Below are 24,222 nucleotides of genomic sequence, written 5' to 3'. Positions count from 1 at the left end.
CGTGTCAAGGGCGTGGCCCGGGCCCGGATCCCGGGCGTGCGCCACTAGCCGGACACGGCGCTTCGGCGGCCGAACACCTTGGGCGCCAGTTCCCGTGCCTCCCGGGCCCAGGAGGCGAGCAGGCGGAAGACCTCGGCCCGCTCCCCGTAGAGCCGGTCCGCGTCCACGCTCTGGCTGCCGTAGACGGTGTGGTCGAAGTCCTGTGCGGCGCGCTTGAGCATGACGGGCACGAGCCAGGTCCACTTGGCGGCCATGACGCACATACCGAGGCGCACCGCCTCCGGCTCGCCGTCCCAGCCGCCCTCCCCCAGGCCCGCGCAGTAGCTCTCGTACACGGTGCGGTCCAGGGCGGGGAGTTCCTCGGCGGGGCGCAGCAGGTCCAGGGCCGTGTCGGAGACGTAGTTGCCGATGTCCGCGCCGATCCAGCCGGAGCCGGTGAAGGCCCAGTCGATGCCGACCGTGCGGTCCGCCTCCTCCAGGAAGTTCTTGGGCCAGGCGTCGTGGTGGCACAGGGTCTGCGGCAGGCGCTCGCCCAGTTCCACCAGGTCGTACCGCTCGTGGCAGAGCCGGAGGACGTCGTCGCGCAGGGCGCCGGCGAAGTGACGCTTCATCAGCGGGGTGTCCCACAAATCGCGGTCGTCCAGCAGGTGCCACTCGATGTCCGCCGAGGTCGCGTCGGGGGTGTCGAGGTATTCGCGCAACATCCCGCTGCTCCAGGGGACTTCGCCTGCCACCCAGCTGTCGTCGACGGCGCAGCGCCCCTGGGCCCGGCCGAGTCGGCGGGCGTGCCGCCCGGTGCGTTCGACGCTCCAGGCCTCACCCGAGGCGCCGGGCACGTCCCGCAGCCAGAGGCTCAGCCGGCCGTCGGCCCGCTCGAAGAGGCGCAGCAGGCTCGGCTGCACGACGTCCGCCTCCGTGTACGCCGCCGGCAGCCCGGCCAGGTACACGTCGGCCTCGCGCCGCCAGTAGCGGTAGCTCGCGGGGTCGTGGGAACCGCGCCAGGTGTTCCCGGCACGCCCGGGCGAGATGACCTTGACCACGGCGGAGCGGCCGCCGCCCGAGATCCTGGCCACTCCGGCGGTGACGCCGATGCGCTGGCCATGCGCGAACTCCGTGATCTCGACCTCACCGACGCCCAGAATCTCCTCGGCCTCGGCCGCGATGTCCTTGTCCTCCGGAGCGAAATCCCGCACGGCGCATTGCCCTCCCAGGTCGGTGGCCGGCATCGGCCGCAACATTCTGATCACAGGTCTCTCAGCGCCGCAAGAAGGCGCGTCAGGGGCTGGGTGGCGCATTAGCACCGCTTGCGGCAAGCGCTTTCTTGAAACGTTATTGACAGAGTCGTGACAGATCACAAACCATGCCCACACCCCCTGAGCCACCCTGCTCGAATTCTGGGCGCCCTTCGGCTGCCGGCCGTCACGCCTGCCTTCCCTAACGAAGAGATGAGGCAATGCCAGCACCCTCTGCGACGAACGCCTGGGCCCGTGCGGTGCGCCTGGCCCGGGAGCGGCTCGGGCTGCTGCGGCTGCTGAAGGGCAGTCCCGGGCAGGTGGGCGTCCTTGCGACATTCGGGATATGCCTGGCCGTGCTGCCGACCGCGACGGCGGTGGTCAGCGGGTGGCTGATCGAGCGGATGACGGCGGTGATCAGGGACGACGCCCCGGCCGCGAAGGTCGTCGCGCCGCTCACCGCCCTCGGGGGGCTCCTGCTCCTGGAGGCCTTGGCGGTCGCGGGCCAGGAGAGCAGCCGATACGTCGTGGCCGCCCACGTCGACGGACGCCTGCGCCGGCGCCTGCGTGCCCTGGCCGCGGCCCCCCGGGGCATCGGCCACCTCGAGGAGGCGCAGTACGCGGACGACGCCGCACGCGCGTCGGATCTGGGCGGACGGCATGTGCTGTCGCCCGGAGCGGGGGCTGCGGGACAGGTCGTCCTGCTGGGCCGACTGCTGAACGCGGTGCTGGCCACCGCCGTGATCGCCCGCCACTCCCTCGTCGCCGCGGCGGCGCTGCTCGTGTCGTCGCTTGTCATCCGGTCGCTCGTGCAGCGCCAGTGGATGCGGCTGCATCAGGTGGTGGACTCGCGTGCGCGTCCGCTGCGGCGGGTCGACTACTGGTCGGACGTGGCGGCAGGGGCAGGCGCCGCCAAGGAGATCCGGGTGTTCGGCCTGGCCCGCTGGGTGGTGGCCCGGCGCACCCAGGAGGCCTGGGGGTGGGCGGGGGTGATCTGGCGGACGCGCCGCGACATCCTGGTCCATCAGCGGGCGGCCGTCGTCCTGTCCCTGGTCGCGGTCACGCCGGCCTTCCTGCTGCCCGGTCTCGCGGTCCGCCAAGGGCAGCTGACGCAGGGGGAGCTGGTCACCTGTCTGGTCGCCGCGTGGGGTGTGCTGGGCATCACCGCCCTGGGCATGGAGGCCTTCGAGATCGAGGTCGGACTGGGCGCGCTGCGTGCCATGCGCCGCCTCTCCACCCGGATCCCCCAGGCCGTCGACGGCCACCCCGAGACAGCGCCGGAACCTCCCGGCCGGCCGCCGGAAGTCCGCTTCGAGGACGTCACGTTCGGCTATCCGCACGCCGGACGGCATGTACTGCACCGGTTGAACCTGCGGGTCGAAGCCGGCCGGGTGCTGGCCCTGGTGGGCGCGAACGGAGCCGGCAAGACCACCTTCATCAAGCTGATGGCCGGGCTGTACGAGCCGGCCGACGGCCGGGTGGTGGTCGCCGGCACCGATCTGGCCGACCTGGACGTCCGCGCCTGGCGGCGCCGGATGACCGTGATGTTCCAGGACTTCAACCGGTATCCGCTCAGCGTCGCCGACAATGTGGCGCTGGGCGCCCCCGAGCACCGTACGGACCGCGTGGGCATCCTGGCGGCGGTGGAGCGGGCCGGTCTTGCCGCCACCGTCGAGCGGCTCCCGCAGGGTGTCGACACGGTGGTCAGCCGTGATGTGCACGGAGGGGTCGACCTGTCGGGCGGGCAGTGGCAGCGCGTCGCCCTGGCCCGAGTGCTGTTCGCGGCGGCCCACGGGCGGGACCTGATCGTCATGGACGAGCCCACGGCGCACTTGGACGTGCACGCCGAGACGGCGTTCTACCGCGACGTGGTGGCGTCGGTGGCCGGCGCCACGGTCGTGCTGATCTCCCACCGGCTGTCCACGGTGCGCCCCGCCGACCGGATCGCCGTCCTGCGCGACGGGCGGATCACCGAAGCGGGCGACCATGACTCCCTCATGGCGGCCGACGGCGAGTACGCGCGGCTGTTCCGGCTCCAGGCGTCCCACTTCGCCGAGCCCGGAGGGACGCCGCGGGACGCGGCCGACGCCCCGACGGCGCTGTCATGAGGGCCGCCGTGCCCGGGCGCCTCGCCGTGCTGCGGCATTCCGTCCGGCTCACCTGGCGGGCGAGTCCGCGGATGACGGTCCTGGTCGTCCTGCTGGTGGCCCTGCAGTCGGGGGCCGTCGCCGTGACCGCGGTCGGCTCCCGTTGGCTGGTGGACTCGGCCGGGCTCGGCAGCCTGGCCGGGCTGCTGTCCGCGACGGCCCTCGTGGCGCTCGCTCACACCGTGTCCACCACGGGCCAGCGCGTCCAGGACAGCCTCTCCCTGGAACTCGTCAACCGGGTCGACGTGCTGGTCAACGAGGAGATCCTGGACACGGTCGCCGGGCTGTCCGGCATCGCGCACGTCGAACAACCCCACTACCTGGACCGGCTGTTCCTGCTGCGCCAGGGCAGCAGGACCCTCGCGACGGCGGTGTGGAGTCTCGCCGTGAGCGCGGCGGGCACCATCGGCGTGGCCCTGTCCCTGTGGCTGCTCGTCGACGTCCATCCGGGTCTCGGGCTGCTCGCTCCCCTGGCGCTGCTCCCGCTGTGGATCAACAGCCGCGCGCACGGCCGGCTGCGCCTCGCCGAGGCGGCCGCCGCCCGGCACCGCCGTCAGGAAGAGGCTCTGCACAACCTGTGCGTCGACGCGGCGTCGGCGAAGGAACTGCACATCAGCGGGGCCCAGGACGTCCTCGACTCAGAAGCCGTGGCCGCGTGGAACCGCTGTACGTCGCTCGTCACCCGGGCCCGGGTCGCGGGGAGTTGCTGGAACCTGCTCGGTTGGTGCTGCTTCGGCGCCGGCTACCTCGCGGCACTCGCCGTCACCGCGCAGCTGGCCGCGCGGGGCCGCGTCGGCCTCGGCGACGTCGTCCTCGTCCTGGTCATCGGGACCCGGCTGCGCGGGCAGGTCCAGCAGACCGTCGAACAGCTCGGCAAGGTCATCCAGACCGGGCAGGCCACCGAGCATTATCTGTGGCTTCGGGACTACGCGTGCGAGCACGGGCGCGAGGGGTCCGGCACCCCGCCGCGGGGTGGCCCGGTGCGGCTGCACGACGTCAGCTTCCGCTATCCAGGGGCGGAGCGTCCTACGCTGCGCAACATCGATCTGTGCCTCACACCGGGCAGCGTCGTGGCCCTGGTCGGGGTGAACGGGGCGGGCAAGACCACACTTGTCAAACTGCTCGCCGGAATGCACCGGCCGACCTCCGGCACCATCACGGTGAACGGCGAGGACCTGGCCACGCTCGACACGGCCGCATGGCGACGGCATGTCTCGGCGGCCTTCCAGGACTTCGTCAAGTTCCAGCTCCCGGTCCGCCATGCCGTCGGGATCGGCGATCTCGACCGCATGGAGCGAACGGACGCGGTGCGCGCCGCCATGACGGCTGCCGGGGCAGACAACTTCGTCGCACGGCTCCCGCAGGGCCTCCACACCCAGCTGGGACCGCTGTACGACGGTGTCGACCTGTCGCAGGGGCAGTGGCAGCGGCTGGCGCTGGCCCGTGCCCTGATGCGCACCGCGCCGGACCTCCTCGTCCTCGACGAGCCGACCGCGGCCCTCGATCCGGCAGCCGAGCACGACCTCTACCAGAGGTACACCCGCTCCGGCCGGGCCCGGCCGGAGGGCATCACGCTGCTTGTCACGCACCGCTTCTCCACCGTGCGGCTGGCCGACCACATCGTCGTCCTCGCCGACGGGCGGATCGCCGAACAGGGCGACCACGCCACGCTGATGACCCTGGACGGCCACTACGCCCGCCTGTACTCGGCACAGGCCGGCTCCTACCGCTCCGCCCCACCGGCGTCCGGTGACTGACGCCGTGCCGCACCGTCTCGGGAGGGATCCGCACACGTGACCACGCACCGAGCAGTACGAGAGCTGGAGTTCCGCGGAGAGCGCGGCGCGCGCGGCCCGTCCACCTGGGGCCAGCGCCACATCTGGTCGACGTTGCGGATCACCCGGCCGCACGACACGCGGTTCAACCTGCCGCTGCTGGCCGACGTCCCCGAGGGGCGGTCCCTGGACGACGTCCTGAGTGCCGTGCGGCGTCTGGTCGAACGGCACGAGTCGCTGCGGACGACCTTCGACGAGCAGCACGGCTATCCGCCCACGCAGACGGTGGCCGCGCACGGCCGTATGACCGTGTCGGTGGAGCCGTACGACGCCTCGCCGGACGCGGACCCGGCGGCGCTGATCATGAAGGAGGCCGCGTGCCATCACTTCGACGTCGCCTCTGAGTGGCCGATCCGCTTCGTGGTCCTCGTGACCGCCGGACGACCGCGCTGGATCGGTGCCGTCATATCCCACATGGCGGCCGACCTCATGGGCCGCGACCTCGTCAAATGGGACCTCGAAGACCTGCTGCGGGGGACAGCCGACGCCCCGGACGGCACCGGCCCGGCGCATCAGCCGCTGGACCAGGCGTCCCGCGAGCAGTCCGCCACGGGGCGCGAGGAGCTCGCCCGCACCCTGGAGCTGTGGAGAGCGGCAGTCGAGAGCGCCCCGCCCCTCCTTCCCGCCGCACCCCGCCCGTACAGCGGGGCGCGCTACCCCTCAACCACCCTGTACGCCAAGGGACTCGGGCGACGAGTCCGGCAGGCCGCGGACCGGCTCAGGGTCAGGAGCTCGGCGTTCTTCCTGGCCGCCGCAGCCGCCGCGCTCACCCGGCAGGCCGACGTCGACTCCTGCGCACTCACGATCACCTGCGCCAATCGCACGACCGCGCGCACGCTCGACTATGTCGGAACCATCGCTCAGCAGGGCCTGCTGGTGATCGACTCGGTGGGGTCGTCGTTCCACGACACGGTTCGCCGGACGTGGCCCGGCCTGCTGCACGCCCACGACTACAGCAGGTACGACCAGCGGTCCCTGGATCTGCTGGCCGCCGACCTCACCGAGCGCAGGGGCTTCGCCTTCGAACAGGACCGGCACTACGTCAATTTCAGCGAGGAGACGTCGCCGATCCGCGCGCCTGCTGGCTTCTCGGAGCTCCCGGAGGGCGAGGTCCTGTACAAGGAGGGCATGCCAGTCGTCAGCACACCGCTCACCTTCGGCATGCGGCTCGGGACGGACGGCGAGGACGCCTATGTGAAGGTCTTCGCCGATCGACGCCATCTGAGCGGCGAGGCCGTCAGAGGCATCCTGGCCGAGACGAACCGGTTGCTGCAGAACGGCAGCGCGGGAGACATCACCTACTGAACGCCACGAGTCGTGAAGGAGACACCCGTGCACGAAATCGAGGACATCAGGAATGGACTGTCGGAGATATTCGGCAGGGTTCTGCAGCAGCCGACGATTCCCACCGATGTGAGTTTCTTCGATTTGGGCGGCTCGTCGCTCGCCGCGATTCAGATCGTGTCGATGGTGGAGGAGCGGCACGGCGTGTCCCTGGATGTGCTCGAGGTGTTCGGGACCGAAGGCCTCGAGGAGCTCTCCCGGAAAGTTCATTCCCTCCTGGTGCAGGCCCCGTGACCCCCGGCCCCTCCATACTCCGGTCGGTGACGCCGCTTCGTCGGCGCGGAGGTGGTGGGATCGACGTCTCCGGCGTACTGAGGTTCCCCCGAGATGCCTGCGGACGGCCTCGGCTTTTGAACCCTGGTTGCTGCGCCGACAGTGAAGCCCTGTGTGATGGCGGGTGCGCGGTAGTCCGGAGTCCATAGAGGGAACAACGGGACCGGCGGGTGCAGGGTGAGAAGACGATCACTCTCCAGGAAGGGCCAGCGTGTGGCGGCTTCCTGGAGAGGACCGCTGTCCGCTCCTTGACGGAAGGCGGCCGTGGTCGGGCCGGCGGCGGGGTCAGATGGCGGGTTCGTCGAGGTAGGTGTAAGTGCTCTGCGAGCTGCCGCCGGGGGTGCTGACGGTGATGGTGATTCCTCCGGCGGGGTGGGGCGGGGCGGCTGCGCTGATCCTCTGGTCTGAGATGACGACATAGGCCGCGGAGGTGTTGCCGAAGATGACTTCCTGGGTCGTGGCGAGGTTGGCGCCGGTGATGGTGACCTCGGTGCCGCCGCTGGTTGGTCCGGTGTTGGGGCTGACGGCAGTCAGGGAGGGTGCGTCGAGGTAGCTGAAGATCAGGCCGTTGGCGTTGCCGACGGGGGTGATGACGGTGACGGACACCGGGCCGGAGGAGGGAGCGCCGGGGACGACGACGGTGACGGCGGTGTCGGTGACGGACTGGATGGCGGCCACTCTGGAGCCGAAGCGCACCGAGGTGGTCCCGGCCAGGTTGGCTCCGGTGATGACCGCGGTGCCTCCGCCGGTGACGGGGCCCATCTCGGTGGTGATCCCGGTCAGCAGCGGGGCGGGGCGGTAGTAGAAGGTGCCGAAGGAGCCGGTGCCGCCGGGGGTGGTGACGGTCACGGGAACCGCGCCCTGTCCGGCTGGGGCGCGCACGGTGACCGAGGTCGCAGTGTTGGCCAGGATGGTGGCGAGTCTGTCGCCGAAGCGCACGGCGGTTGCACCGGCCAGGTCGTGACCCCGGATGGTCACGACCTGGCCTCCGCCGGTGAGGCCCTGGCCGGGCACGAGCGTCAGGGCGATCACGCTGACGGCGTTGTCGGCGTTGTCCGTCACGTACAGCCGGGTCCCCTCGGGGGTGACCGCGATGCAGACCGGGCCATTGCCGACGGCAATCGTGCCGGTGACGGTGTTGGTGGCGGTGTCGATCACGCTGACGCTGTTATCGACGTAGTCGGCCGTGTAGGCGGCGGTCCCGTCCGGGCTCACGGCCACGAAGCGAGGCATGGTGCCCACCCCGATGGTGGCGATGACGGTCGTGGTGGCGGTGTCGATCACGCTGACGCTGTCTCCGCCCGCATTGCAGACGTAGGCACGGGCACCGTCCGGGCTGAAGGCGATGATCACCGGCACGTCGCCGGCGGTGAAGCTGCCGGTGACGGTGTTGGTCGCGGTGTCGATCACGCTGACGGAGCTGTCGCCGACGTTGCCGACGTAGGCGCGGGCGCCGTCGGGGGAGACTGCGACGCCGATCGGGACGGGGCCCGTGTTCACCGTGGCGATGACAGTGCCGGCGGCAGTGTCGATCACGCTGAGGTTGTTGGCGTTCTGACTGGTCACATAGGCGCGGGTGCCGTCCGGCGATACCGCCACCCCGAGGGCTCCGGCGCCGACCGCAATGGTGGACGTGAGGGTGTTGGTGGCGGTGGCGATTACGCCGAGGGCACCGTCGTCGAACAGGGTCACGTAGGCGCGGGTGCCGTCCGGCGAGACCGCCAGGAGGGTCGGACCGCCGGCGGCCGCGATGGTCGCGGTGACGGTGTTGGTGGCGGTGTCGATGACGCTGATGGTGTTCGATGCCCGGTTGGCGACGTAGCCGCGTCCCCCGTCCGGGGTCAGTGTCACCCCTAGTGGCGAGCTGCCGACGGGGATGGTGGCGTCAGCCGGTGGCAGCACCGTGGAGCGTTGCCGTGGCAGCGCGACGGCGGCCAGCAGCGGATCAGGTCGGGTCAAGGCGGTCATGGCGCAGCCTTTCTGAGCACGTATCAGCCACTGCCCGGGCGGAGGACGCAGCCCCGGGGCAGGGACGTCGGTTGATGCCGCTGCGAGGTTCCGCCTGCGGCAGCGCGGCCCGCGCTCCAGGCGGCCGATGGTCCTCATGGCCGAACGGCCACGCGAGAGAACCGTGGCGACCACCTACAGCACGTTCCCCGGCAAAGGGATGGGCGGCCCACCGGTTCCATTACTCAAAGTGACCCACAATGTCAAACGGGTGACAAGGGTCAGCTATGCAATATCACCCAAACGGCCCAGTCGTGATGCTTCAGGCTGCCCGATCTGCCGTATCACGAGCGCCATGGCATATCCGGATCAGGAACAAGTACCTACTTACCCCGAGATTGGACGTCGGGGTGGTCCGGCAGGTCGAAAGAGGTGGTCGCGCCTCCCACCCGTCACAGAGCGTCACTGGTCACCGGTTCTGACACAGCTTCTGAGCTTGTTCTTTATCTACCAGGACCTGCCAGGCTTGCCGATGGCCTTGAGAGTCTCGGGGCGTTTGCCGGTTTTGCCCGACGTCGTAGCGGGGTGCCCGGTGTTTGTTCTTGGCGCCGGGTGGCCGTCCGGGGCCGGTGCCTCTGGGTTCGGGAACACGGGTCGGGCAGGCGAGGTGAGCGCGGATGTTCCTGACCCCCCGGCGAACCCGGGCCGGGGTGAGCCGGTCGGAGGCGGTGGGTTTCTCCCAGGGCCGGCGGAGGTCCTCGGCGAGAGGCCGGGCGAGCCGGAGCTGGGTGTGAGCGACGATCAGGATCCAGGTCCAGCGGTCCGCCGCCTGGGGAGTACGGAGCTTCGGAGTGGTCCAGCCCAGGGTCTGCTTCGCGAAGCGGAAGGTGTGCTCCAGGTCGAAGCGGCGGAGAAATGCCTGCCAGAATCGGTCCACGTCGTCCGGAGTGGCGCCGGTCTTGGAGGACCACAACCACACCGGCGGGGCATCACGGTCCTTCGACAGATGCTCGACCTTCAACCGGATCAACGTGCCCTCGACCAGGGGAAGTTCACCGTCGTGGTCGAGCCATGAGGAGCGGTGGGTGAGCCTTGGGTGGACCCGGTCCCATGCCTGAGTCTCGGCCTCGCCGTAGTTGGTGTTTGCGGTGACCGTGGTGATCGCGGGCGCGGGCCAGGTCTCCGGCTTGGCGAAGCGGAATTCCGGGCCGTGCTTGGGCGGCCGTCCGCCCTTCGGGTCGTGGACGCGAGGCGGCTTGGGCAGGCGCATGACCCGGTCGGAGCGGACGCGGCCAACCAGCTCGACGGGCAGGTCGCGCAGGACCCAGGCCAGGCGGGTGACGTCATAGCCGGCGTCGCTGACGATCACGATATGTGGGTCCCCGCTCTGCCACTGGCCGGCCGCGACGAGCCGTTCAACGACTCCTCGGAGCTGGGCGGCGGTGACTGCGGTCGCGTCGTCTGCAGGTCCCAGCCGGACCGCGTCCAGGATCGCGGTCCAGGAGGTGGCACCCGGCTCCAGCACGGCGACAAAGGAGTACGGCCAGCCCGGGATGAACTGCGATGCCGTCTTCGCCCGGCCGTAGACGTGGCAGAACAGCCGGTCCGCTGAGCACGGCGCGTCCGAGCGAAGCCACGGCGACACATCTACCGCGAGGACCAGTCGCCCGCCGTCCGTGGTTCAGGCCGCCGTACATCGCTCCGTGCCCACGTCGATGTTCGGGCAGCAGCGTCAGGTCGACCGGGGACTTCACCGCACCGTCCGCACACAGCACCGCGTCCACCAGCTCGAACAACTCGTCGCGCCGTGCGGTCAGACACTCATAGAACTCACCTCGGAAGGCTGACGCTTGCGCGAACGCTTCCCTCCGGACAGCATCAGGCAGCAGACTCACCCTCACGGCCTTCGTCTTGGTCACGTGCACCTTGGTCGGAGCACATGATCAGACGAAGGCCGTTCCTGCGGCCGGTGGTTGTCGGGCTTACGATCAAGTTCGACGGCCGTTCGAGGCCCACAAGGGGGCGCAATGTCAGAGATCGCTCAGTGGCTCAAGGACTGGCATGCCGCACATGAACACGAGCTTCGCTCTCGTGGGATCAGCTCTGCGGTGAAGCGGCCCGTCCCAGGAACCCCATCCCGAGGGCGGCCGAAGGCCACGGCAGTGAGCCTCACACTGGAATCAGACGAGCGCACGGGGATGGTGTCCCTCTGGGAAACGGGTGCCACTTCACTGCTCTTCATCGACTCCGGAACCGAGCACACCTGGCAGGACCAACCGGTGCTCACCTCCGAGAACGAACTGCCACAGATCCTGGCGCCCCTCGTGAAGCTAGTCGAAGCAGCTACCGACGGTAGTTAAAGATCAAGCTAACTGGCTGTTCTCTATCCGTTCGCATGGTCGGCCCGATTCGAACGGGGTGCTGGATCGGGTGAGTTGGCCGGTACGGAGGCGTGACAGAAGGGCCTCTTGGTAGCTCGCGGTTGTCGAGTCCAGCGAGGAGCAAGAGGCCCTGTTGCCGAAGTGTCGCGTGGTGGCGGTTGCCGGGTCCAGTCCGTCCACTCCTGGGTGTGACTGTCTCGCCCACAGGTTCGGGAATGCGGCCGACCGGCCGGAGCGCCGGCCCCGGTATGGCTCGGACATGAGCGATGCTGAGTGGGCACTGGTGCGGGATCTGCTGCCGGAGCCGTCGTGGATGGCGGGCCGGGGCGGCAGGCCGGAGGGCTGCTGTCACCGGCAGATGATCGACGCGGTGCGCTATCTCGTCGACAACGGCATCAAGTGGCGGGCAATGCCGTCCGACTTCCCGCCCTGGCCGCGGGTGTATGCCTTCTTCGTCCGCTGGCGGGACCTTGGCCTGGTGGCCGAGCTGCACGACCGGCTGCGCGAGGCCGTCCGCCGCTCGGACGGCCGTGAGGAGGAGCCGAGTGCGGCAGTCGTGGACTCATGCCGACAGGAAGATCAACGGGCGCAAGCGCCACCTGCTCACCGACACCCTCGGACTCCTTCTGGCCGTGCTGGTCACGCCGGCTTCCACGACTGACCGGGACGCCGCCCGGATCCTGCTGCCTGCAGCAAAGAAGCATTTCCGGCGGCTGGTGCGGGTCTGGGCCGACGGCGGATACACCGGCCACCTCACCGACTGGACCCTCCAGCACCTCGGACTGGTCCTCGACATCGTCCGCCGCAGCGACGACGTCCAAGGTTTTCAGGTCCTGCCCCGCCGATGGGTCGTCGAAAGGTCCTTCGCCTGGCTCCTGCGCAGCCGGCGCCTGGTCCGTGATTACGAGCGACGTACGGACACCAGCGAGAGCGTCATCCTGTGGTCGATGACCATGCTCATGAGCCGCCGCCTGGCCGCCCGGCTCCAGCGGCGTCCTGCTCCGGCGCGGGCAGCGTGAACTTGCCCGGCTTCTCCTCGACCAGCCAGCCGCGTTCCACCAGCCGTTTCAGCCGGGCCCGCGCTCCCTCGACACGGGAGTCGGAGGCGCTGTCCCAGCCCAGCACCACCGCTGCCCGCCGGGCACCGAGCCCATCGGATCCCGCCTCCGCAGCAGCGGCCATCAACGCCTGGTAGTCCACCGACAACACCTCGGTCCCGGCCGCGTCCTGGCGGTGGGGCACCGCCCGGCGCGGACCCACTGGCTTCCTCTGCGACACGACGGCCACGGCGGGCGCATCCGCCTCGGCCAGCGCCTCCAAATACTGCTCCAGGCCGAGCACCCGGCGCCTGAGCACCTCTTCCGCCTCCGTCAGGGCCGCCCGCACCCGCTCCAGCTCGGCTTCGAGTTCCTCCACCCGCACCGCCGCGGCCTTCTGCCGCGCTTCCAACACCGCCCGCATCGACGGCATCCGCCACCCCCACGACATCTCGGTCAGCAACGGACCGAGACTTCCGTGCCAGCCGCCATCTCACGCCTGACCAACGGAAACCGCACGTGAGGTTCGGAAAGAGACCGACCGCTAAGGCACCCGGGGCGGCCGGCCCAAAGGACCGCACAACAGACCCCCGGAACGCAACCCGAACCCGACCCGGAGTCGGCCCGAACTCAGGCAGTCCCGGGTATCACAAGCCCCGACTCGTACGCCACGATCACCAGCTGTGCCCGGTCCCGCGCCCCCAACTTGCCCATGATCCGGCTGACATGGGTCTTGGCGGTCAGCGGGCTGAGTCCCAACGCGTCGGCGATCTCGGAGTTGTTGAGACCGCGCGCGACCAGCGCGAGCACCTGCCGTTCCCGTTCGGACAGCCCGCTCGGCCCGCCCACTGCGGATGTCGTCGCGGTGTTCGGCGCGCGCAGAAAGCGAGCGATCAGCCGCGAGGTGGGACCGGGCGAGAGGAGGGACTCCCCCGCGGCCACCGTCCGGATGGCGTCGAGGAGTTCGGCCGGCCTGATGTCCTTCACGAGGAAGCCGGACGCCCCGGCCCGCAGTGCCTCGACGATGTGCTCGTCGGTCTCGTACGTCGTCAGGACGAGCACCTTCACCCCCGCGAGATCCTCGTCGGCGGCGATGAGCCGGGTCGCCTCGATCCCGTCGAGGTCGGGCATGCGGATGTCCATCACGATGAGATCGGCCCGCGCCGACCGGGCCAGCGCCACGGCCTCCCGCCCGGTGCCCGCCTCGGCGACGACCTCCATGTCCCCGGCCGACGAAACGAGCATCGCGAAGGAGGCCCGTACGAGGTTCTGGTCGTCGGCCAGCAGTACGCGGATGGTCATCGAACCTCGTCCTCCCGGGACAGCGGCAGTGTGGCGGTCACCTCGAAGCCCCCAGCGGGCCCCGGACCGGCGTCCAGTGTCCCGCCCACGCTACGGGCCCGCTCCCGCATTCCGACGAGCCCGAACCCCGGCCTGCCGTCGGACGGGCCCACCCCGCCGCCCGAGCCGGCGTTCCCGCCCGTCCCGTCGTCCCTGACACTCACCCGCAGTGCGCCGTCCGCGGTCCACAGATCCACCCGCACGGTGAGGCCCTCGCGGCCACCGTGACGTACGGCGTTGGTGAGCGCCTCCTGCACGATCCGGTACGCGGCGGCGCCTGCGGAGGGCGGGATGCCGTCCGCGCGAACGGACAGTTCGACCTTGGCTCCGGCCACCCGGCCGGTCTCCGCGAGACCGGCCAGTCCGTCGATCCCCGGCAGCGGCCCCCGCATGTCCTCGGCCCCGGAAACAGAACCGGACACGGAACCGGCCCCCGCTCCCAGATCCGCGCCCACTCCCCCGACCGTGTCATGCGCCCGCAGCACCTCCAGCGTCGTACGCAGTTCCCCCCGGGCGGTCCGGCAGGTCCCCGCGATGTCGTCCAGTGCCTGGGCGACGGCCTTGCGGTCGAGGCGATCGGGGTCGGCGGTGAGGACGTGGGCCGCCACGGACGTCTGCACGCCGATGAGCGTGATGCTGTGGGCGAGCAGGTCGTGCAGGTCACGGGCGATCCGCAGCCGTTCCTCGGCGACGCGGCGCCTGGCCTCCTCCTCCCGGGTGCGTTCGGCCCGTTCGGCCCGCTCGACGATGGAGGCGACGTACCAGCGGTAGTAGCGGACGTCGATACCGATGAACAGGACCGCGATGATCCAGCCGGAGATCTCCAAGGACTCCGGCGCCCCCTTCGGGTTGGTGAGGCCGTCGCTGATCACTGTCGGGCCGAGGACGGCGACACCGGTGATCAGCGTGCGGCGTACGGTGCCGGTCGCCGCGACGGTGTAGAGCGCCAGGATGGTCGCGGGGATGGGCAGGGCGGGGTTGTAGTCGAGGGCGTAGTACGGAGCCACGCAGGCCACCACCCCGAGCAGGGCCACCACCGGACGGCGGCGCCGCCATACGAGGGGCACATGCCCGGCGAGCAGCAGCGTCCAGCCGAGATGGTCGGGCGGGATCCCTTCGCCGCCCATCAGGGCGATGGCTACGGCGAGCACGGCGACGCCCAGCGCGAGGACCGCGTCGTTGCGGGTGCGGTGCGGTGCGGTCAGCGGTTCGCGGTTGATGGCGGACATGATGTGCTCGACGCGACGGGACCGCCCGCCGCCACCAGCCGTCGTCTCCGCCGCCGACCGGTCGCGTACCCCTGTGGTCGTTCCCCGTTCTTCCACGGCTCCATCTTCCGGTACTCGTGCGGGAACCCGGGCGCCCCTCAGGAAGGAGAGGCACCCGGGCGGGCCCGCCGGATCAAGGTGCTCGATCGGCGTGCTGGATCAGAGCGTTCGATCAGATTGCTCGATCGAGGCGTTCGATCAGCGTGCTCAGGATGCGCCGACGGTTTCCGCCTGCCGCGGCGGCTCGGTCGGTCCGGCCGGTCCGGTCCGTTCGGCCGGGTCGGGCTCCCGTGAGAGCACGCCCGGCCACCACACCTTCCGGCGCAGGGCGACGCTGGCGCTGGTCACCAGGTACGTCCGTACGAGGAAGGTGTCGAGCAGGACGCCGACGGCGATCACGAAGCCGAGCTGGACCAGCTGCACCAGGCCCATGTTCGTCAGCACGGCGAAGGTCGCGGCGAGGACCAGTCCGGCGGAGGCGATGACGCCGCCGGTGGTGCGCAGCGCGGTGAGTGCCGCCGCGGTCGGTTCTGCTCCCGCCAGGGACTCCTCCCTCATCCGATGCATGAGGAAGATGCCGTAATCGACGCCGAGGGCGACCAGGAACACGAAAGACAGCAGTCCGAGCCCCGGATCGGTGCCCTTGAGGCCGAGGAGCGGTTCGAAGACCAGTCCGCCGATCCCGAGGGAGGCGCCCCACACCGCGACGACCGCGACCACCAGGAGCAGCGGTGCGACCAGACTCCGCAGCAGCCCGATCAGGATGAGCATCACGGAGACGAGGACGAGCGGCACAACGATCTTCGTGTCCCGGGCGTTGGTGACCTCCAGGTCGATCTGCTGGGCGCTGTCCCCGCCGACGTAGGAGCCCTTCAGTTCGTCCCGCAGGGACTTGATGGTGGCAGTCTCCCCCGCCGACTGGGGTGCGCTCTTCGCGAAGACGGAGATCTCGGTCCAGCCGTCTCCCGTACGCCCCTTCTCCGCGCTGCCGACGCCCGGTGTGCCACGGACGGTCGCGAGGGTCTCGTCGGCGCGCCCCTGCGGGGTGATCACGTCGATGGGCTGGCTGCCCTGCCCGGGATAGGACTTGGCAAGGGTCTCCATCGCGACGACGGCCTCCGGCTTGTTGACGAAGGAGTCCTCCTGCTTGAGCGGTCCCGGCAGGTTGAGCGAGCCCAGGGCGAGGGCGCCGAGCAGTACGGCACCGCTCGCGAGTACGGTCAGCGGCCTGCGTCCGGCAGAGCTGCCCATCGCCGAGAACAGGCTCCGCCGCTGCTTGGGCGTGCTCCCGAAGACGGGCACGAGCGGCCAGAACACACGCCGTCCGACCACTACGAGGATGGCGGGGAGCAGGGTCATCATCGCGATCAGCGCGCACAGCACACCGACGGTGCCGAGCGGACCCATGCCCCGGCTGCTGTTGAGGTCGGCGGCGAGCAGGCACAGCAGTCCGGCGGCGACGGTGCCTGAGGAGGCGAGCACGGCGGGCCCGCAGCCGCGCAGGGCGGCGACCATGGCCTCGCACGGTCGCTCGAAGCGCCGCAGCTCCTCCCGGTAGCGCGAGACGAGCAGCAGCGCGTAGTCCGTGCCCGCCCCGAACACGAGGATCGTCATCACACCCGAACTCTGCCCCGAGACGGTCGTGCCGAAGGCCTGGTTGAGGCCGTAGGCGACACCCATGGACATGTAGTCGGCGATTCCGGCGACGACGAGGGGCACGAGCCACAGCACGGGGCTGCGGTAGATCAGGATCAGCAGTACGGCGACGACGGCGACGGTGGTGTAGAGCAGCGGTCCGCCGAGCGAGTCGTAGACCGCGCCGGAGTCGGTGGCCAGCGCGCCGGTGCCGCCCACGTCGACGCTCAACCCGCCTTCGCCCTGGGCGACTTCGCGGACGTCGTTGACGAGCTTGTCCCGCTGCTCCTCGTTCGCCCCGGGCTCATTGCTGGCGACCGGGTACATCAGGGTCGTGCCGTCCTTGGACGGAATCCCCTTGGGAGCACCGCCGATCAGCTCGTGCTGCCGCGTGATCTCCGCGACCTGCCCGGCCGCGGTCTTCCGGTCGGCGGCGCTGAGCCCGCCGTCCCGGTGGTAGACGAGCACCATCTCGGTGGTCTCGCCCCCGGGCAACTTGTCCTCGATCTTCGCCGCTTGCGTCGAGTCCGCGCTCGCTGGCAGGTAGTCGGTGACCTTGTCGTGCTGCACGTCGGCGAGCTTCGCCGCGAACGGCCCGACGAGCGCGATCACGGCAATCCACAGCCCGAGCACCGCCCATGGAACGGCTCGCCTGCGTCCCGTCCTCGTCGTGGTTGTCTCTGCGGCCCTCATTGACCGATCTCCCTCCGGATGACGTCTGCTTCGGTCCCCAGACTTCCGGTGAGAACCACGGCTTTCGTCGGGCGGGAGGGCGAGGTGACGCGTACTGCCGGGGGCGACGGCGGGTGCGGATTACTCCCTGGGGAGTAGTCGGCGGACGGCGCGCCGCCCCGGAAGGGGGGTGGGGAACCGCGCGACCAGCCCTCACCGACCCGCAGCAGAAATCAATCCCCCGCGGGGAGGGCGCGAGGGGCCCGGGCCCACCCGGGGCTCACGACGGCGTCCGCGCCGCCGTGAGCAATCTCGTCACATCATCCGCACAGATGGTCAGGGCAGCGCCCACCGTAGCGAGGGTCTCCCGTTCGGCAGGCGTGTACGGCCCGTCGGCGAGAGAGATACGGGCGCCCTGGAGGAGGATGGCCTCCCGGCCGGCGGGGCCAGGTGGGGCGCCAGCGGGTCCAGGGCCTCGTGGAGCTCTATGGCCGGCCCGGGTCCGCAGAGTTCGCCGAAGATCCGGCCGGTCTCGGCCGCGAGCGCCTCGACGAGGGCCTCCAGCTGCTCCTCGGTGCAGTCCGTCGAACCCGGCCGAGCGGACGGCGCTCGCGGCGGTCTCCAGGGACGTACGGGCGCAGGTGCCGCCGGCCGCCAGGACGGCGAGGGCGACAGTGTGGACGGCGTCCCGGAGCATCGCCGAGAAGCGGGTCGTGGTGGGGTGATCGAGGACGTCCGCGCGCTGTTGGTCCACGGCCTGGCCGTACGAGCCCTGCGTGCGGCCGGAGTCACCGACATCGGTATCGCCAACTCGCACGGGCCGACCTGGCCCGCGTCCGAGGAGCCGGAGGACCTGGAGGCGGCGGCCTTCTACGACCTCCTCCTCAACCGGCTGTTCGCGGGCCCGGTGCCGACGGGCCAATACCCAGACGGCCTCGGCGAGTTGATGCCAGGCGACGTCGAGGTAGATCTGAAGGTCATCTCGAAGCCGGTCGACTGGTACGGGATCAACTACTACGCCCCGACCAGGGTGGGCGCGCCCCAGGGCTCGGAGATCGAGTTCGGCGGTAGTTGTCCACGGTCTTGCCGCGGTGGGTGAGGTTCTGCGGGACGTGGATGTGCACCGGGCCGGGCCGGCCCTCTAGGGCGGTGTTCACGGCCTTCTCGAGGACGTCGCACGTGTCGGCGATGTCCGTGAGCAGGAAGGACTTCTTGGTCGTCGCGGCGAACATCGTCTGCGAGTCGGGGGTGCGGCCCCGCCCCGACGTGTCGTTCACCGCACCGTGGCCGCGCCAGTCGAGGGAGACGAAACCGGTGAGCGCCAGCACCGGGTAGGAGTCGGACAGGGCGACGGCGAGGCCGGAGAAGAGGTTGAACGCGCCGGGACCGACGGTGGCGAAGCAGACCCCGAGCCGGCCCGTGTACATGGCGTAGCCGCACGCCATGAACGAGGCGGCCTGCTCGTGCCGGGTCATGATCGGCCGGATCTTCCGCGACTTCTCCAGTGCCAGGGCCAGACTGGCGATGTTCTCGCCGTTGCCGCCGAACGCGGTGTCGACACCCGCGCTTCAAGCCCCCTGACGATGGCTTCGTACACCTGCATGGCGCTCCTTCGGTGCGTGCTTCCGGGGCCCAGGTGGGTCGGCTACTCCTTCCAGCGCGCGGCGTGGGCGCGGTGGGCGTCAGTCAGGCCGTTCCGGAAGAACCGCTCGTAGTACTCGGTTTCGACGTGGTGCGTCTGCAGCCAGATGCCGGGCACGTGGATGGCGTCGGTGTGGGCCGGGAAGCGCCCGTGGGTGGCGTGGATGTACACGCAGACGTCGCGTGCGCAGTCGATCACCCGCTGGTCGTACTCGCCCGCCTCTTCGAGGTAGCGGGGCGCGTACCCGTCCCTGTAGATGCGGCTGAAGACGTCCTTGTCCTCGTAGATGCCGCCCTTGCCGAACTTGCTCTGCACCACCGCGTCAACGGCGGCCTCCATCGAGGGGTAGTTGGGCGGGCAGGCGCCTTTGATGAGGTGTTCGCCAGCAGCCCGCAGTCCCACCGGGTGGGCGCGAAGGGTCGCGTACTTCGGCAGCGGCACCTGCCAGCGCAGGAGGTCGGCGGGCTTGAAGCGCGGGGTGACGAAGTCGAAGCCGAGCATGCGGCCGTAGATGCGGGAGAACTTCGGGTCGCCCAGCATGATCTGGGGGCTGATCGACGCGTGGATCCAGGCGCCGAGTCCCATGGCATCGGCGACCAGCATCATGTTCTGCAGCAGCAGGTCGGCTTCCACCTGGGTGCGCATCGGCCCCAGGGCGCCGAGCGGCAGCTTGAGGTCGGGGTTGAGGAAGCCGTTGCGCACCCACTTGCGCACCCCGGCCGGGCGGTAGAAGTTGCGGTCATCGACGAACGTGGGCCGGGCTCCGTCAGGCTGGGTCAGCAGGTACATCAGCGCGTTGATGTACTGGTGGGAGAGGTCGACGACCGGCAGGAAGACCGTGGTGCCCGCAAGGTTGGACAGGAAGCGGTTGGAGTCGAGGTAGGCGGGGAAGTCGCGCATGCCCTCGGCCACGTCCAAGCGGCGGTCCAGCACCTTCACCTTCGCCCGGCCGGCCCGTTCGAGCAGTGTGTCGGGGTCGAATCCCGCCCCGGGCGACGGGGGCAGCTTCCTCAGGTAGTACGTCCCGCTGTCGTTGATCATGAAGAAGTGGGTGCCCTGGGCGTTGTCGGGGCTGCCCGCCGTACGCCCCACCATGTTCAGGTTCGGCTTGGCCATGATGGACTTGTGGTCGCGCGGGTCCTCGAAGGGCCGGTCGGGCATGCTGAGGCCGGAGCAGCCGGTGAGGGCGATGAGCACGGCCTCCTCCAGCTCGCCCAGGGGCTGCGGGCGGTGGGGGGAGTCATAGCTCATCGACCTGGCCGCGACGGAAGCGCCTCTGCTGACCCGGTGGGTGCGCCGCCGGAAGACGCTCTCCCACAGGGGCCGGGTCAGGAGGTCTTCGAGGCCGGTGTGCGTGGCTCGCTGCTGTACCGACATATCCTTCTCCCGGTCAGTCGTGGTCCGCGTCTCCGTGATTGCGCACGGGCTGGACGGCACGCCACGGCGCGAACGCGCTGGCCGTGCGAGGCAGGAGGCTCGCCAGCTCGGGGCAGTGCCGCTGGATGACGCTCGTCATGCCACTGCGGTCGATCCAGTCCATGCCCAGCGGGGTGTAGACCTCGGGCCTGAAGTCGACGGTGAGGAAGCGGTCGCTCTGCAGGCGGCGGCTGGCCATCAGGATGAAGACGCGGAAGGCGGTGTCGCTGAATCCGAAGCCGACGGGCGGGTTCTCGGCGAAGAGCCCCACCATGGTGTCGATCTCGTCGACTGAGCGGTACACGTCCTTCAGCCGGGCGACCGTCTCCGGGTCGGAGGAGAGGTCCTCGAACCGCCGGATGCGCGGCTTGTGCAGGCCTGCCAGGAAGTCGTTGTAGCGCGGGACGCCACGGCGCCGGGTGCGCACCAGGTCGACGACCGACAGGTCGATCACCTCTCCGTCGCGCTCGAACCTCTGCAGGGAGCGGGGGAAGTTGTTCAGAGTGATCGCCCCGGGATGGGCGATGCCCAGGGAGTACAGCGTGTCCGCCAGACCGGTCTTGCGGATGAGCGGCTCCGTGGCGGCGCCCTGGACGTCGTTGAACGTCAGGGTGTCGAGGCGGTGGCCGAACCGGTGGTCGACGATCTCGTAGTCGTCCGGGATGAGCGGGTGCAGCCGGTAGACGGTGGTGAACTCCTCCGTGAGGGAGTACGGCGCACCGTGGTGGTCGGGCAGAGTACGGGGGATGCCGCCGAGGTCGTGCGCCTCGAACAGCCAGGTGCCCAGTTGGTCGAGCCAGGTCTTGGGCGGGCCCTGCCAGTTGGTCTTCAGGGCGATGTCGATCGCCTTGGTGGCGAGGATCGCCGGCGTCCACTCGACCGTGTGGATCTTGGCGATCAGCGCCGCCACGATGAGGCGTGCCGTGTGGTAGGTGCGGTCCTCGTCCATGTGCGGATACTCGTCGCGCAGCGCCCGGCAGACGGCGTTGTGCTCACGGGCGAACAGGGTCGTCATCGCGCTGAGGCCGAGCCACCAGCTGTCGCGGAAGCCGGTGACCGGAAGGCCGTTGCCGAGCGGGAGGTGCCCCTTCTCCAGCCGCAGTTCGGCGCGGCCGTCGGGCTCGCGCAGGGACTTCGCGACCGAGGCGGTGCCGCCGTAGATCTCCGAGCCGTCCCACCAGTGCGAGACGGCACTGGCGAAGGTCGGCGGCTGTCCGCCGCCGGGCTGGTACAGGGCCTCGTTCTCGGCGAAGCGCATCACCTTCTCCGGAGGATCGCCGGGGGTGTTGTGCCAGGTCATGCCGGGAGGCAGTGGCACCTCGACCGACTTCTCGCCGACGGGGTGGCGCTTGTGGTCGACCCAGTCGTGCACCTGGAACTGGATCCACGCGGCCGCGAGGATGTTCAGCGACGTCGCGGGAATGAACCCGTCGCGGTGCAGCAGCATTTTGCTGACGGTGACCGGGTTGGGCGTGTCGAACAGGTCCGGCCGATAAACCGGCGGCATGTTGCGGCCGAAGGTGGCGCCGACGGCGCCCATCGCCGGTGCGGAGAGGTCGTTCCAGGAGCCGTCGTAACTGCGCCGGGTCCGCAGGTCCTCGTGGACCGGGACCGGTGCGGGCCGGGCGGCGGGCGGGGCCTCGTGAGGCTCGGTGTCGATGAGGTTGTGACGCATCAGCGTCTGCCGGAACGCCATGAGGTTGAGCAGTCCGGGCCCGGTGGGCAGCCGGTGCCACGGGACGACGCGGTTGACGGCGCGGAAGAAGGCCCGCAGCGGGTAGCCGAGCAGGGTGTTGCGCCGCGGTTCGACCGTGACGAAGCGCAGGCCCAGGCGGTGGGCGCTGCTCGCCTCGTACGCCGCCTTGCGCGCCCGGTTGAGATTGCCCAGGGGGCGGAAGGCGCCGGTGGTGTTCCACGGGTTGAACGCCAGCTGGTCGATCCGTGAGGCAACGGCTCGCGCCGCGGCGGTGTCCAGCTCCTGGCGCGGGATCGTCAGAATGGCCACCGGCACGGCGGGTGCATCCTCTTCCCTCCACTCGACGGCACCGTCCTCGATGGGCGTGCGCCTGCCGTCCACGTAGCGCTGCACGCACACGTCGAAGACGACGTCCGCCCGCTGCAGCCGGCGCGCGAGCTCACGTCGCAGGTAGTCGGGGTCGGTGCGGGACGGATCCGGGGCCCCGGGGGCGCTGGCGGCGGGGCGCAACTGATAGCGCACCGGTCCGGCCTCGCCCCACAGGATCGCGCCACGGCTCCAGTACGTCTCCAGTGCCAGGCTCCGCACCGGACGCCGGGCCCCGGCCGAAACGTTGCGTCGCATACGCGTCGCCGTGGACCAGCCGACAGAGAGGGGCAGCTTCACGAAGAAAGCGAACGCCTTGCGAAGCCGGGTGTCCGCCCCGGCCATGGCCTTCGCGAAGAGGACGAACTCACGCGCGTTGCGGGCATGCGAGACCGGGAAGCTCGTCATCAGCAGATCGTGGATCTCGTCGGGACCGACTTCGACGCGCAGCGCCGCACCCCGCAGGTCGGGTGCGTGGTCGGGCTGGCGGACACCGCCGGCGTTGGACAGCCGGACCGTGACCGGATACTCGGCTCCGGGCCTCGCGAAACCCGAGCTCAGTTCGGCGGGCAGGTCGTCGTGGAACCTCAGCCGGGCGTTCTCCACGCCGAGGACCGCCTTCGCGTGGAATGTCCGCTGGAGGGCGGCGGAGCCGCTGCGCTTCTTCGCCTTCAGCTGCACGCGCAGCAGGTCGGCTGCGAGCCGCTCGAAGATCAGACGCTCGGCCTCCGGACTGCCGCCGATGTACCCCTCGTACTGCTGGTTCTCGCGCATGTCTGAAACACTCGCGGACACCGGAGGCGCTGTCGCGTGGAGCGGGCATATGGGGGATGCCGAGCCGGTCAGCTGTCGGCGGTCAGGGAGATCGTGAGATCGGCCTCGAATCCGGGGTCCCCGACGCTGAACATCCACTTGGTCGGCTGCGCCTCGTCGTCGGGGGTCATCCTCTGCACCCCCGAGCTCTGGTCGGCCGTGGCGGCGGCGAACTGCTCGGGGGTGACATCCGGGTCCAGATACCTCTCGCCGGTGTGGCGGTAGAGCGACGGTCCGGCGGGGGTCGGCACGTATTGCACGTAGTACTGCTTGCGGAAGACGACGTACCGCGTTCAGCTCGAAGGACTTCACCGCGCTGGACCGGTACCTGCACCCCGACTGCATCCAGCACAACCCGTTCATCCCGCCGGCCAGGGCCGGGCTGCGCCAGTTCATCGCGGACCTGCCCGACGCCAGCCGGTACGAGCCGGGAGCGGTCATCGCCGAGGGAGACCTGGTCATGATCCACGGCAGGTACTCCGGCAGCACCGAGACGCCCCTCGTGGTGGTCGACATCTTCCGCTTCGAGGAGGGCCTGGTGGTGGAGCACTGGGACGTCCTGCAGGACGAAGTGCTCGCGAAGGACACGGTGGCGGGCAACCACATGTTCACCAACCCGCAGGCCGGCCGGGCCTGAGGCGCCGGACCGGCGAGGCGGGCGGCACGCGCCGCGCGGGCCATGACGGCGAGGGGCTCGACCGCACTTGCCGTTCCAGGGCTGAGGCCCGACCGACACCTGATGCAAACGAAGAGAGAAGTCTGCGGAAGAAGCGTCTGGCCGCGGCCTTGTCCCGGCGGTCCTGCACCAGGATGTCTTGTCGGCCAGGACCAGGTCCGGCCTGGTGCGGGGCGGTCCGCGGCGGCGGGGGACGCGCAGGCGGGCCAAGACCTCGGTGAAGGCGGGTGCGTCGTCGGCCTGGTCGGCGGTGAGGACGAACGCCTGTGACCGGCACCGGCCGTCGGCCGCGAGGTGGATCTTCGTGGTCAGTCCGCCGCGGGACCGGCCGATGCGTGGTCGTCCGGCCCGCCGGCCGGGCCCCCTGTTTTGCGGGCCCCGGCCGCATGCTGGTGAGCGCGCGCGATCGTGGAGTGGAGTCCATGGACACGGCCCAGCTGACGTTCGTCCGCGTCGGCCTGGGCCACCGGGGCGGTGAACACCCGCTCCCACGTGCCGCCG

At 70.3% G+C, this 24,222-nt stretch carries 17 protein-coding genes and 3 pseudogenes; 8 read left to right on the top strand and 12 right to left on the bottom strand.

All coding sequences use genetic code 11. The annotated features are described in order from the left end of the window. Positions 1 to 44: 44 nt before the first annotated feature. On the bottom strand, positions 45 to 1,193 hold the full coding sequence (locus tag ACIBVL_RS33480) for an aminoglycoside phosphotransferase (protein WP_399103156.1): 1,149 nt from the start codon (positions 1,191 to 1,193) through the stop codon (positions 45 to 47). Positions 1,194 to 1,453: 260 nt separating this feature from the next. Between ACIBVL_RS33480 and ACIBVL_RS33475 the strand changes: the two genes are divergently transcribed. The 4 genes from ACIBVL_RS33475 to ACIBVL_RS33460 are packed head-to-tail and all read left to right on the top strand — an operon-like array spanning position 1,454 to position 6,792. Further along, on the top strand, positions 1,454 to 3,340 hold the full coding sequence (locus ACIBVL_RS33475; protein ID WP_399103153.1) for an ABC transporter ATP-binding protein: 1,887 nt from the start codon (positions 1,454 to 1,456) through the stop codon (positions 3,338 to 3,340). Next, positions 3,337 to 5,136: an ABC transporter ATP-binding protein gene (locus tag ACIBVL_RS33470; RefSeq protein WP_399103151.1), complete on the top strand. Its 1,800-nt coding sequence runs from the start codon at positions 3,337 to 3,339 to the stop codon at positions 5,134 to 5,136. Before ACIBVL_RS33475 ends, ACIBVL_RS33470 begins: the two co-directional genes overlap by 4 nt. A 36-nt stretch (positions 5,137 to 5,172) precedes the next feature. After that, on the top strand, positions 5,173 to 6,519 hold the full coding sequence (locus ACIBVL_RS33465; RefSeq protein ID WP_399103148.1) for a condensation domain-containing protein: 1,347 nt from the start codon (positions 5,173 to 5,175) through the stop codon (positions 6,517 to 6,519). A gap of 27 nt (positions 6,520 to 6,546) precedes the next feature. Then, positions 6,547 to 6,792, top strand: a complete 246-nt coding sequence (locus ACIBVL_RS33460) for an acyl carrier protein (protein ID WP_399103145.1) — start codon at positions 6,547 to 6,549, stop codon at positions 6,790 to 6,792. Between the two features lie 324 nt (positions 6,793 to 7,116). On the opposite strand, the gene ACIBVL_RS33455 is transcribed toward ACIBVL_RS33460, so the two are convergent. After that, complete coding sequence (locus ACIBVL_RS33455; RefSeq protein WP_399103143.1) at positions 7,117 to 8,799, bottom strand: IPT/TIG domain-containing protein; 1,683 nt, start codon at positions 8,797 to 8,799, stop codon at positions 7,117 to 7,119. Positions 8,800 to 9,285: 486 nt separating this feature from the next. Then, positions 9,286 to 10,673 (bottom strand): annotated as a pseudogene (locus ACIBVL_RS33450) (NF041680 family putative transposase). A 745-nt stretch (positions 10,674 to 11,418) separates the two neighbouring features. Between ACIBVL_RS33450 and ACIBVL_RS33445 the strand changes: the two are divergent. Together ACIBVL_RS33445 and ACIBVL_RS33440 are read left to right on the top strand one after the other, a co-directional pair. Then, positions 11,419 to 11,820: a transposase gene (locus ACIBVL_RS33445; protein WP_399103141.1), complete on the top strand. Its 402-nt coding sequence runs from the start codon at positions 11,419 to 11,421 to the stop codon at positions 11,818 to 11,820. Continuing rightward, positions 11,705 to 12,178, top strand: a complete 474-nt coding sequence (locus ACIBVL_RS33440; protein WP_399103138.1) for a transposase — start codon at positions 11,705 to 11,707, stop codon at positions 12,176 to 12,178. The genes ACIBVL_RS33445 and ACIBVL_RS33440 overlap by 116 nt, the downstream gene beginning before the upstream one ends. Here the strand turns inward: ACIBVL_RS33440 and ACIBVL_RS33435 are convergent. The 5 genes and pseudogenes from ACIBVL_RS33435 to ACIBVL_RS33415 all read right to left on the bottom strand — a co-directional run. Next, a complete protein-coding gene (locus ACIBVL_RS33435; protein WP_399103340.1) occupies positions 12,117 to 12,620 on the bottom strand; it encodes a hypothetical protein in 504 nt (167 codons plus the stop codon). The two genes, ACIBVL_RS33440 and ACIBVL_RS33435, sit on opposite strands and share 62 nt — an antisense overlap. Before the next feature lie 206 nt (positions 12,621 to 12,826). Next, complete coding sequence (locus ACIBVL_RS33430; RefSeq protein ID WP_356762974.1) at positions 12,827 to 13,498, bottom strand: response regulator transcription factor; 672 nt, start codon at positions 13,496 to 13,498, stop codon at positions 12,827 to 12,829. Beyond that, entirely contained in the window at positions 13,495 to 14,862 is a 1,368-nt protein-coding gene (locus tag ACIBVL_RS33425; protein ID WP_399103135.1) for a sensor histidine kinase, read from the bottom strand. The genes ACIBVL_RS33430 and ACIBVL_RS33425 overlap by 4 nt, the downstream gene beginning before the upstream one ends. Before the next feature lie 150 nt (positions 14,863 to 15,012). Beyond that, the gene (locus ACIBVL_RS33420; protein WP_399103132.1) at positions 15,013 to 17,133 is read right to left on the bottom strand and encodes an MMPL family transporter; all 2,121 of its coding nucleotides are present in this window, start codon (positions 17,131 to 17,133) and stop codon (positions 15,013 to 15,015) included. Between the two features lie 259 nt (positions 17,134 to 17,392). Continuing rightward, positions 17,393 to 17,848, bottom strand: a pseudogene (locus tag ACIBVL_RS33415) (TerB family tellurite resistance protein); the annotation flags it as partial. A gap of 6 nt (positions 17,849 to 17,854) precedes the next feature. Here ACIBVL_RS33415 and ACIBVL_RS33410 point away from each other — a divergent pair. Next, positions 17,855 to 18,181 (top strand): annotated as a pseudogene (locus ACIBVL_RS33410) (family 1 glycosylhydrolase); the annotation flags it as partial. On the opposite strand, the gene ACIBVL_RS33405 reads toward ACIBVL_RS33410, so the two are convergent. From ACIBVL_RS33405 to ACIBVL_RS33390, 4 genes are all read right to left on the bottom strand, one after another. After that, positions 18,120 to 18,617: a thiamine pyrophosphate-binding protein gene (locus ACIBVL_RS33405; RefSeq protein ID WP_399103338.1), complete on the bottom strand. Its 498-nt coding sequence runs from the start codon at positions 18,615 to 18,617 to the stop codon at positions 18,120 to 18,122. The pseudogene ACIBVL_RS33410 and the gene ACIBVL_RS33405 sit on opposite strands and share 62 nt — an antisense overlap. Before the next feature lie 140 nt (positions 18,618 to 18,757). Next, positions 18,758 to 20,131, bottom strand: a complete 1,374-nt coding sequence (locus tag ACIBVL_RS33400; RefSeq protein WP_399103129.1) for a hypothetical protein — start codon at positions 20,129 to 20,131, stop codon at positions 18,758 to 18,760. Positions 20,132 to 20,144: 13 nt separating this feature from the next. Then, complete coding sequence (locus ACIBVL_RS33395; protein ID WP_399103127.1) at positions 20,145 to 23,006, bottom strand: peroxidase family protein; 2,862 nt, start codon at positions 23,004 to 23,006, stop codon at positions 20,145 to 20,147. 68 nt (positions 23,007 to 23,074) lie between these two features. Continuing rightward, entirely contained in the window at positions 23,075 to 23,305 is a 231-nt protein-coding gene (locus ACIBVL_RS33390) for a hypothetical protein (RefSeq protein ID WP_399103347.1), read from the bottom strand. Here ACIBVL_RS33390 and ACIBVL_RS33385 point away from each other — a divergent pair. After that, positions 23,299 to 23,682, top strand: coding sequence for a nuclear transport factor 2 family protein (locus ACIBVL_RS33385; protein WP_399103336.1), 384 nt, complete (start codon positions 23,299 to 23,301; stop codon positions 23,680 to 23,682). The two genes, ACIBVL_RS33390 and ACIBVL_RS33385, sit on opposite strands and share 7 nt — an antisense overlap. Positions 23,683 to 24,222 lie beyond the last annotated feature (540 nt).

The sequence above is a fragment of the Streptomyces sp. NPDC049687 genome (assembly GCF_044465285.1).
Taxonomy (GTDB): Bacteria; Actinomycetota; Actinomycetes; order Streptomycetales; family Streptomycetaceae; genus Streptomyces.
This window is presented reverse-complemented; position numbering and strand designations above follow the sequence as displayed.

Bases quoted from the DNA above. Each gene is read 5' to 3' on its own strand.
- ACIBVL_RS33430 (WP_356762974.1), bottom strand. From the start codon at position 13,498: ATGACCATCCGCGTACTGCTGGCCGACGACCAGAACCTCGTACGGGCC.
- ACIBVL_RS33420 (WP_399103132.1), bottom strand. From the start codon at position 17,133: ATGAGGGCCGCAGAGACAACCACGACGAGGACGGGACGCAGGCGAGCC.
- ACIBVL_RS33445 (WP_399103141.1), top strand. From the start codon at position 11,419: ATGAGCGATGCTGAGTGGGCACTGGTGCGGGATCTGCTGCCGGAGCCG.
- ACIBVL_RS33435 (WP_399103340.1), bottom strand. From the start codon at position 12,620: ATGCGGGCGGTGTTGGAAGCGCGGCAGAAGGCCGCGGCGGTGCGGGTG.
- ACIBVL_RS33455 (WP_399103143.1), bottom strand. From the start codon at position 8,799: ATGACCGCCTTGACCCGACCTGATCCGCTGCTGGCCGCCGTCGCGCTG.
- ACIBVL_RS33475 (WP_399103153.1), top strand. From the start codon at position 1,454: ATGCCAGCACCCTCTGCGACGAACGCCTGGGCCCGTGCGGTGCGCCTG.
- ACIBVL_RS33395 (WP_399103127.1), bottom strand. From the start codon at position 23,006: ATGCGCGAGAACCAGCAGTACGAGGGGTACATCGGCGGCAGTCCGGAG.
- ACIBVL_RS33400 (WP_399103129.1), bottom strand. From the start codon at position 20,131: ATGTCGGTACAGCAGCGAGCCACGCACACCGGCCTCGAAGACCTCCTG.
- ACIBVL_RS33470 (WP_399103151.1), top strand. From the start codon at position 3,337: ATGAGGGCCGCCGTGCCCGGGCGCCTCGCCGTGCTGCGGCATTCCGTC.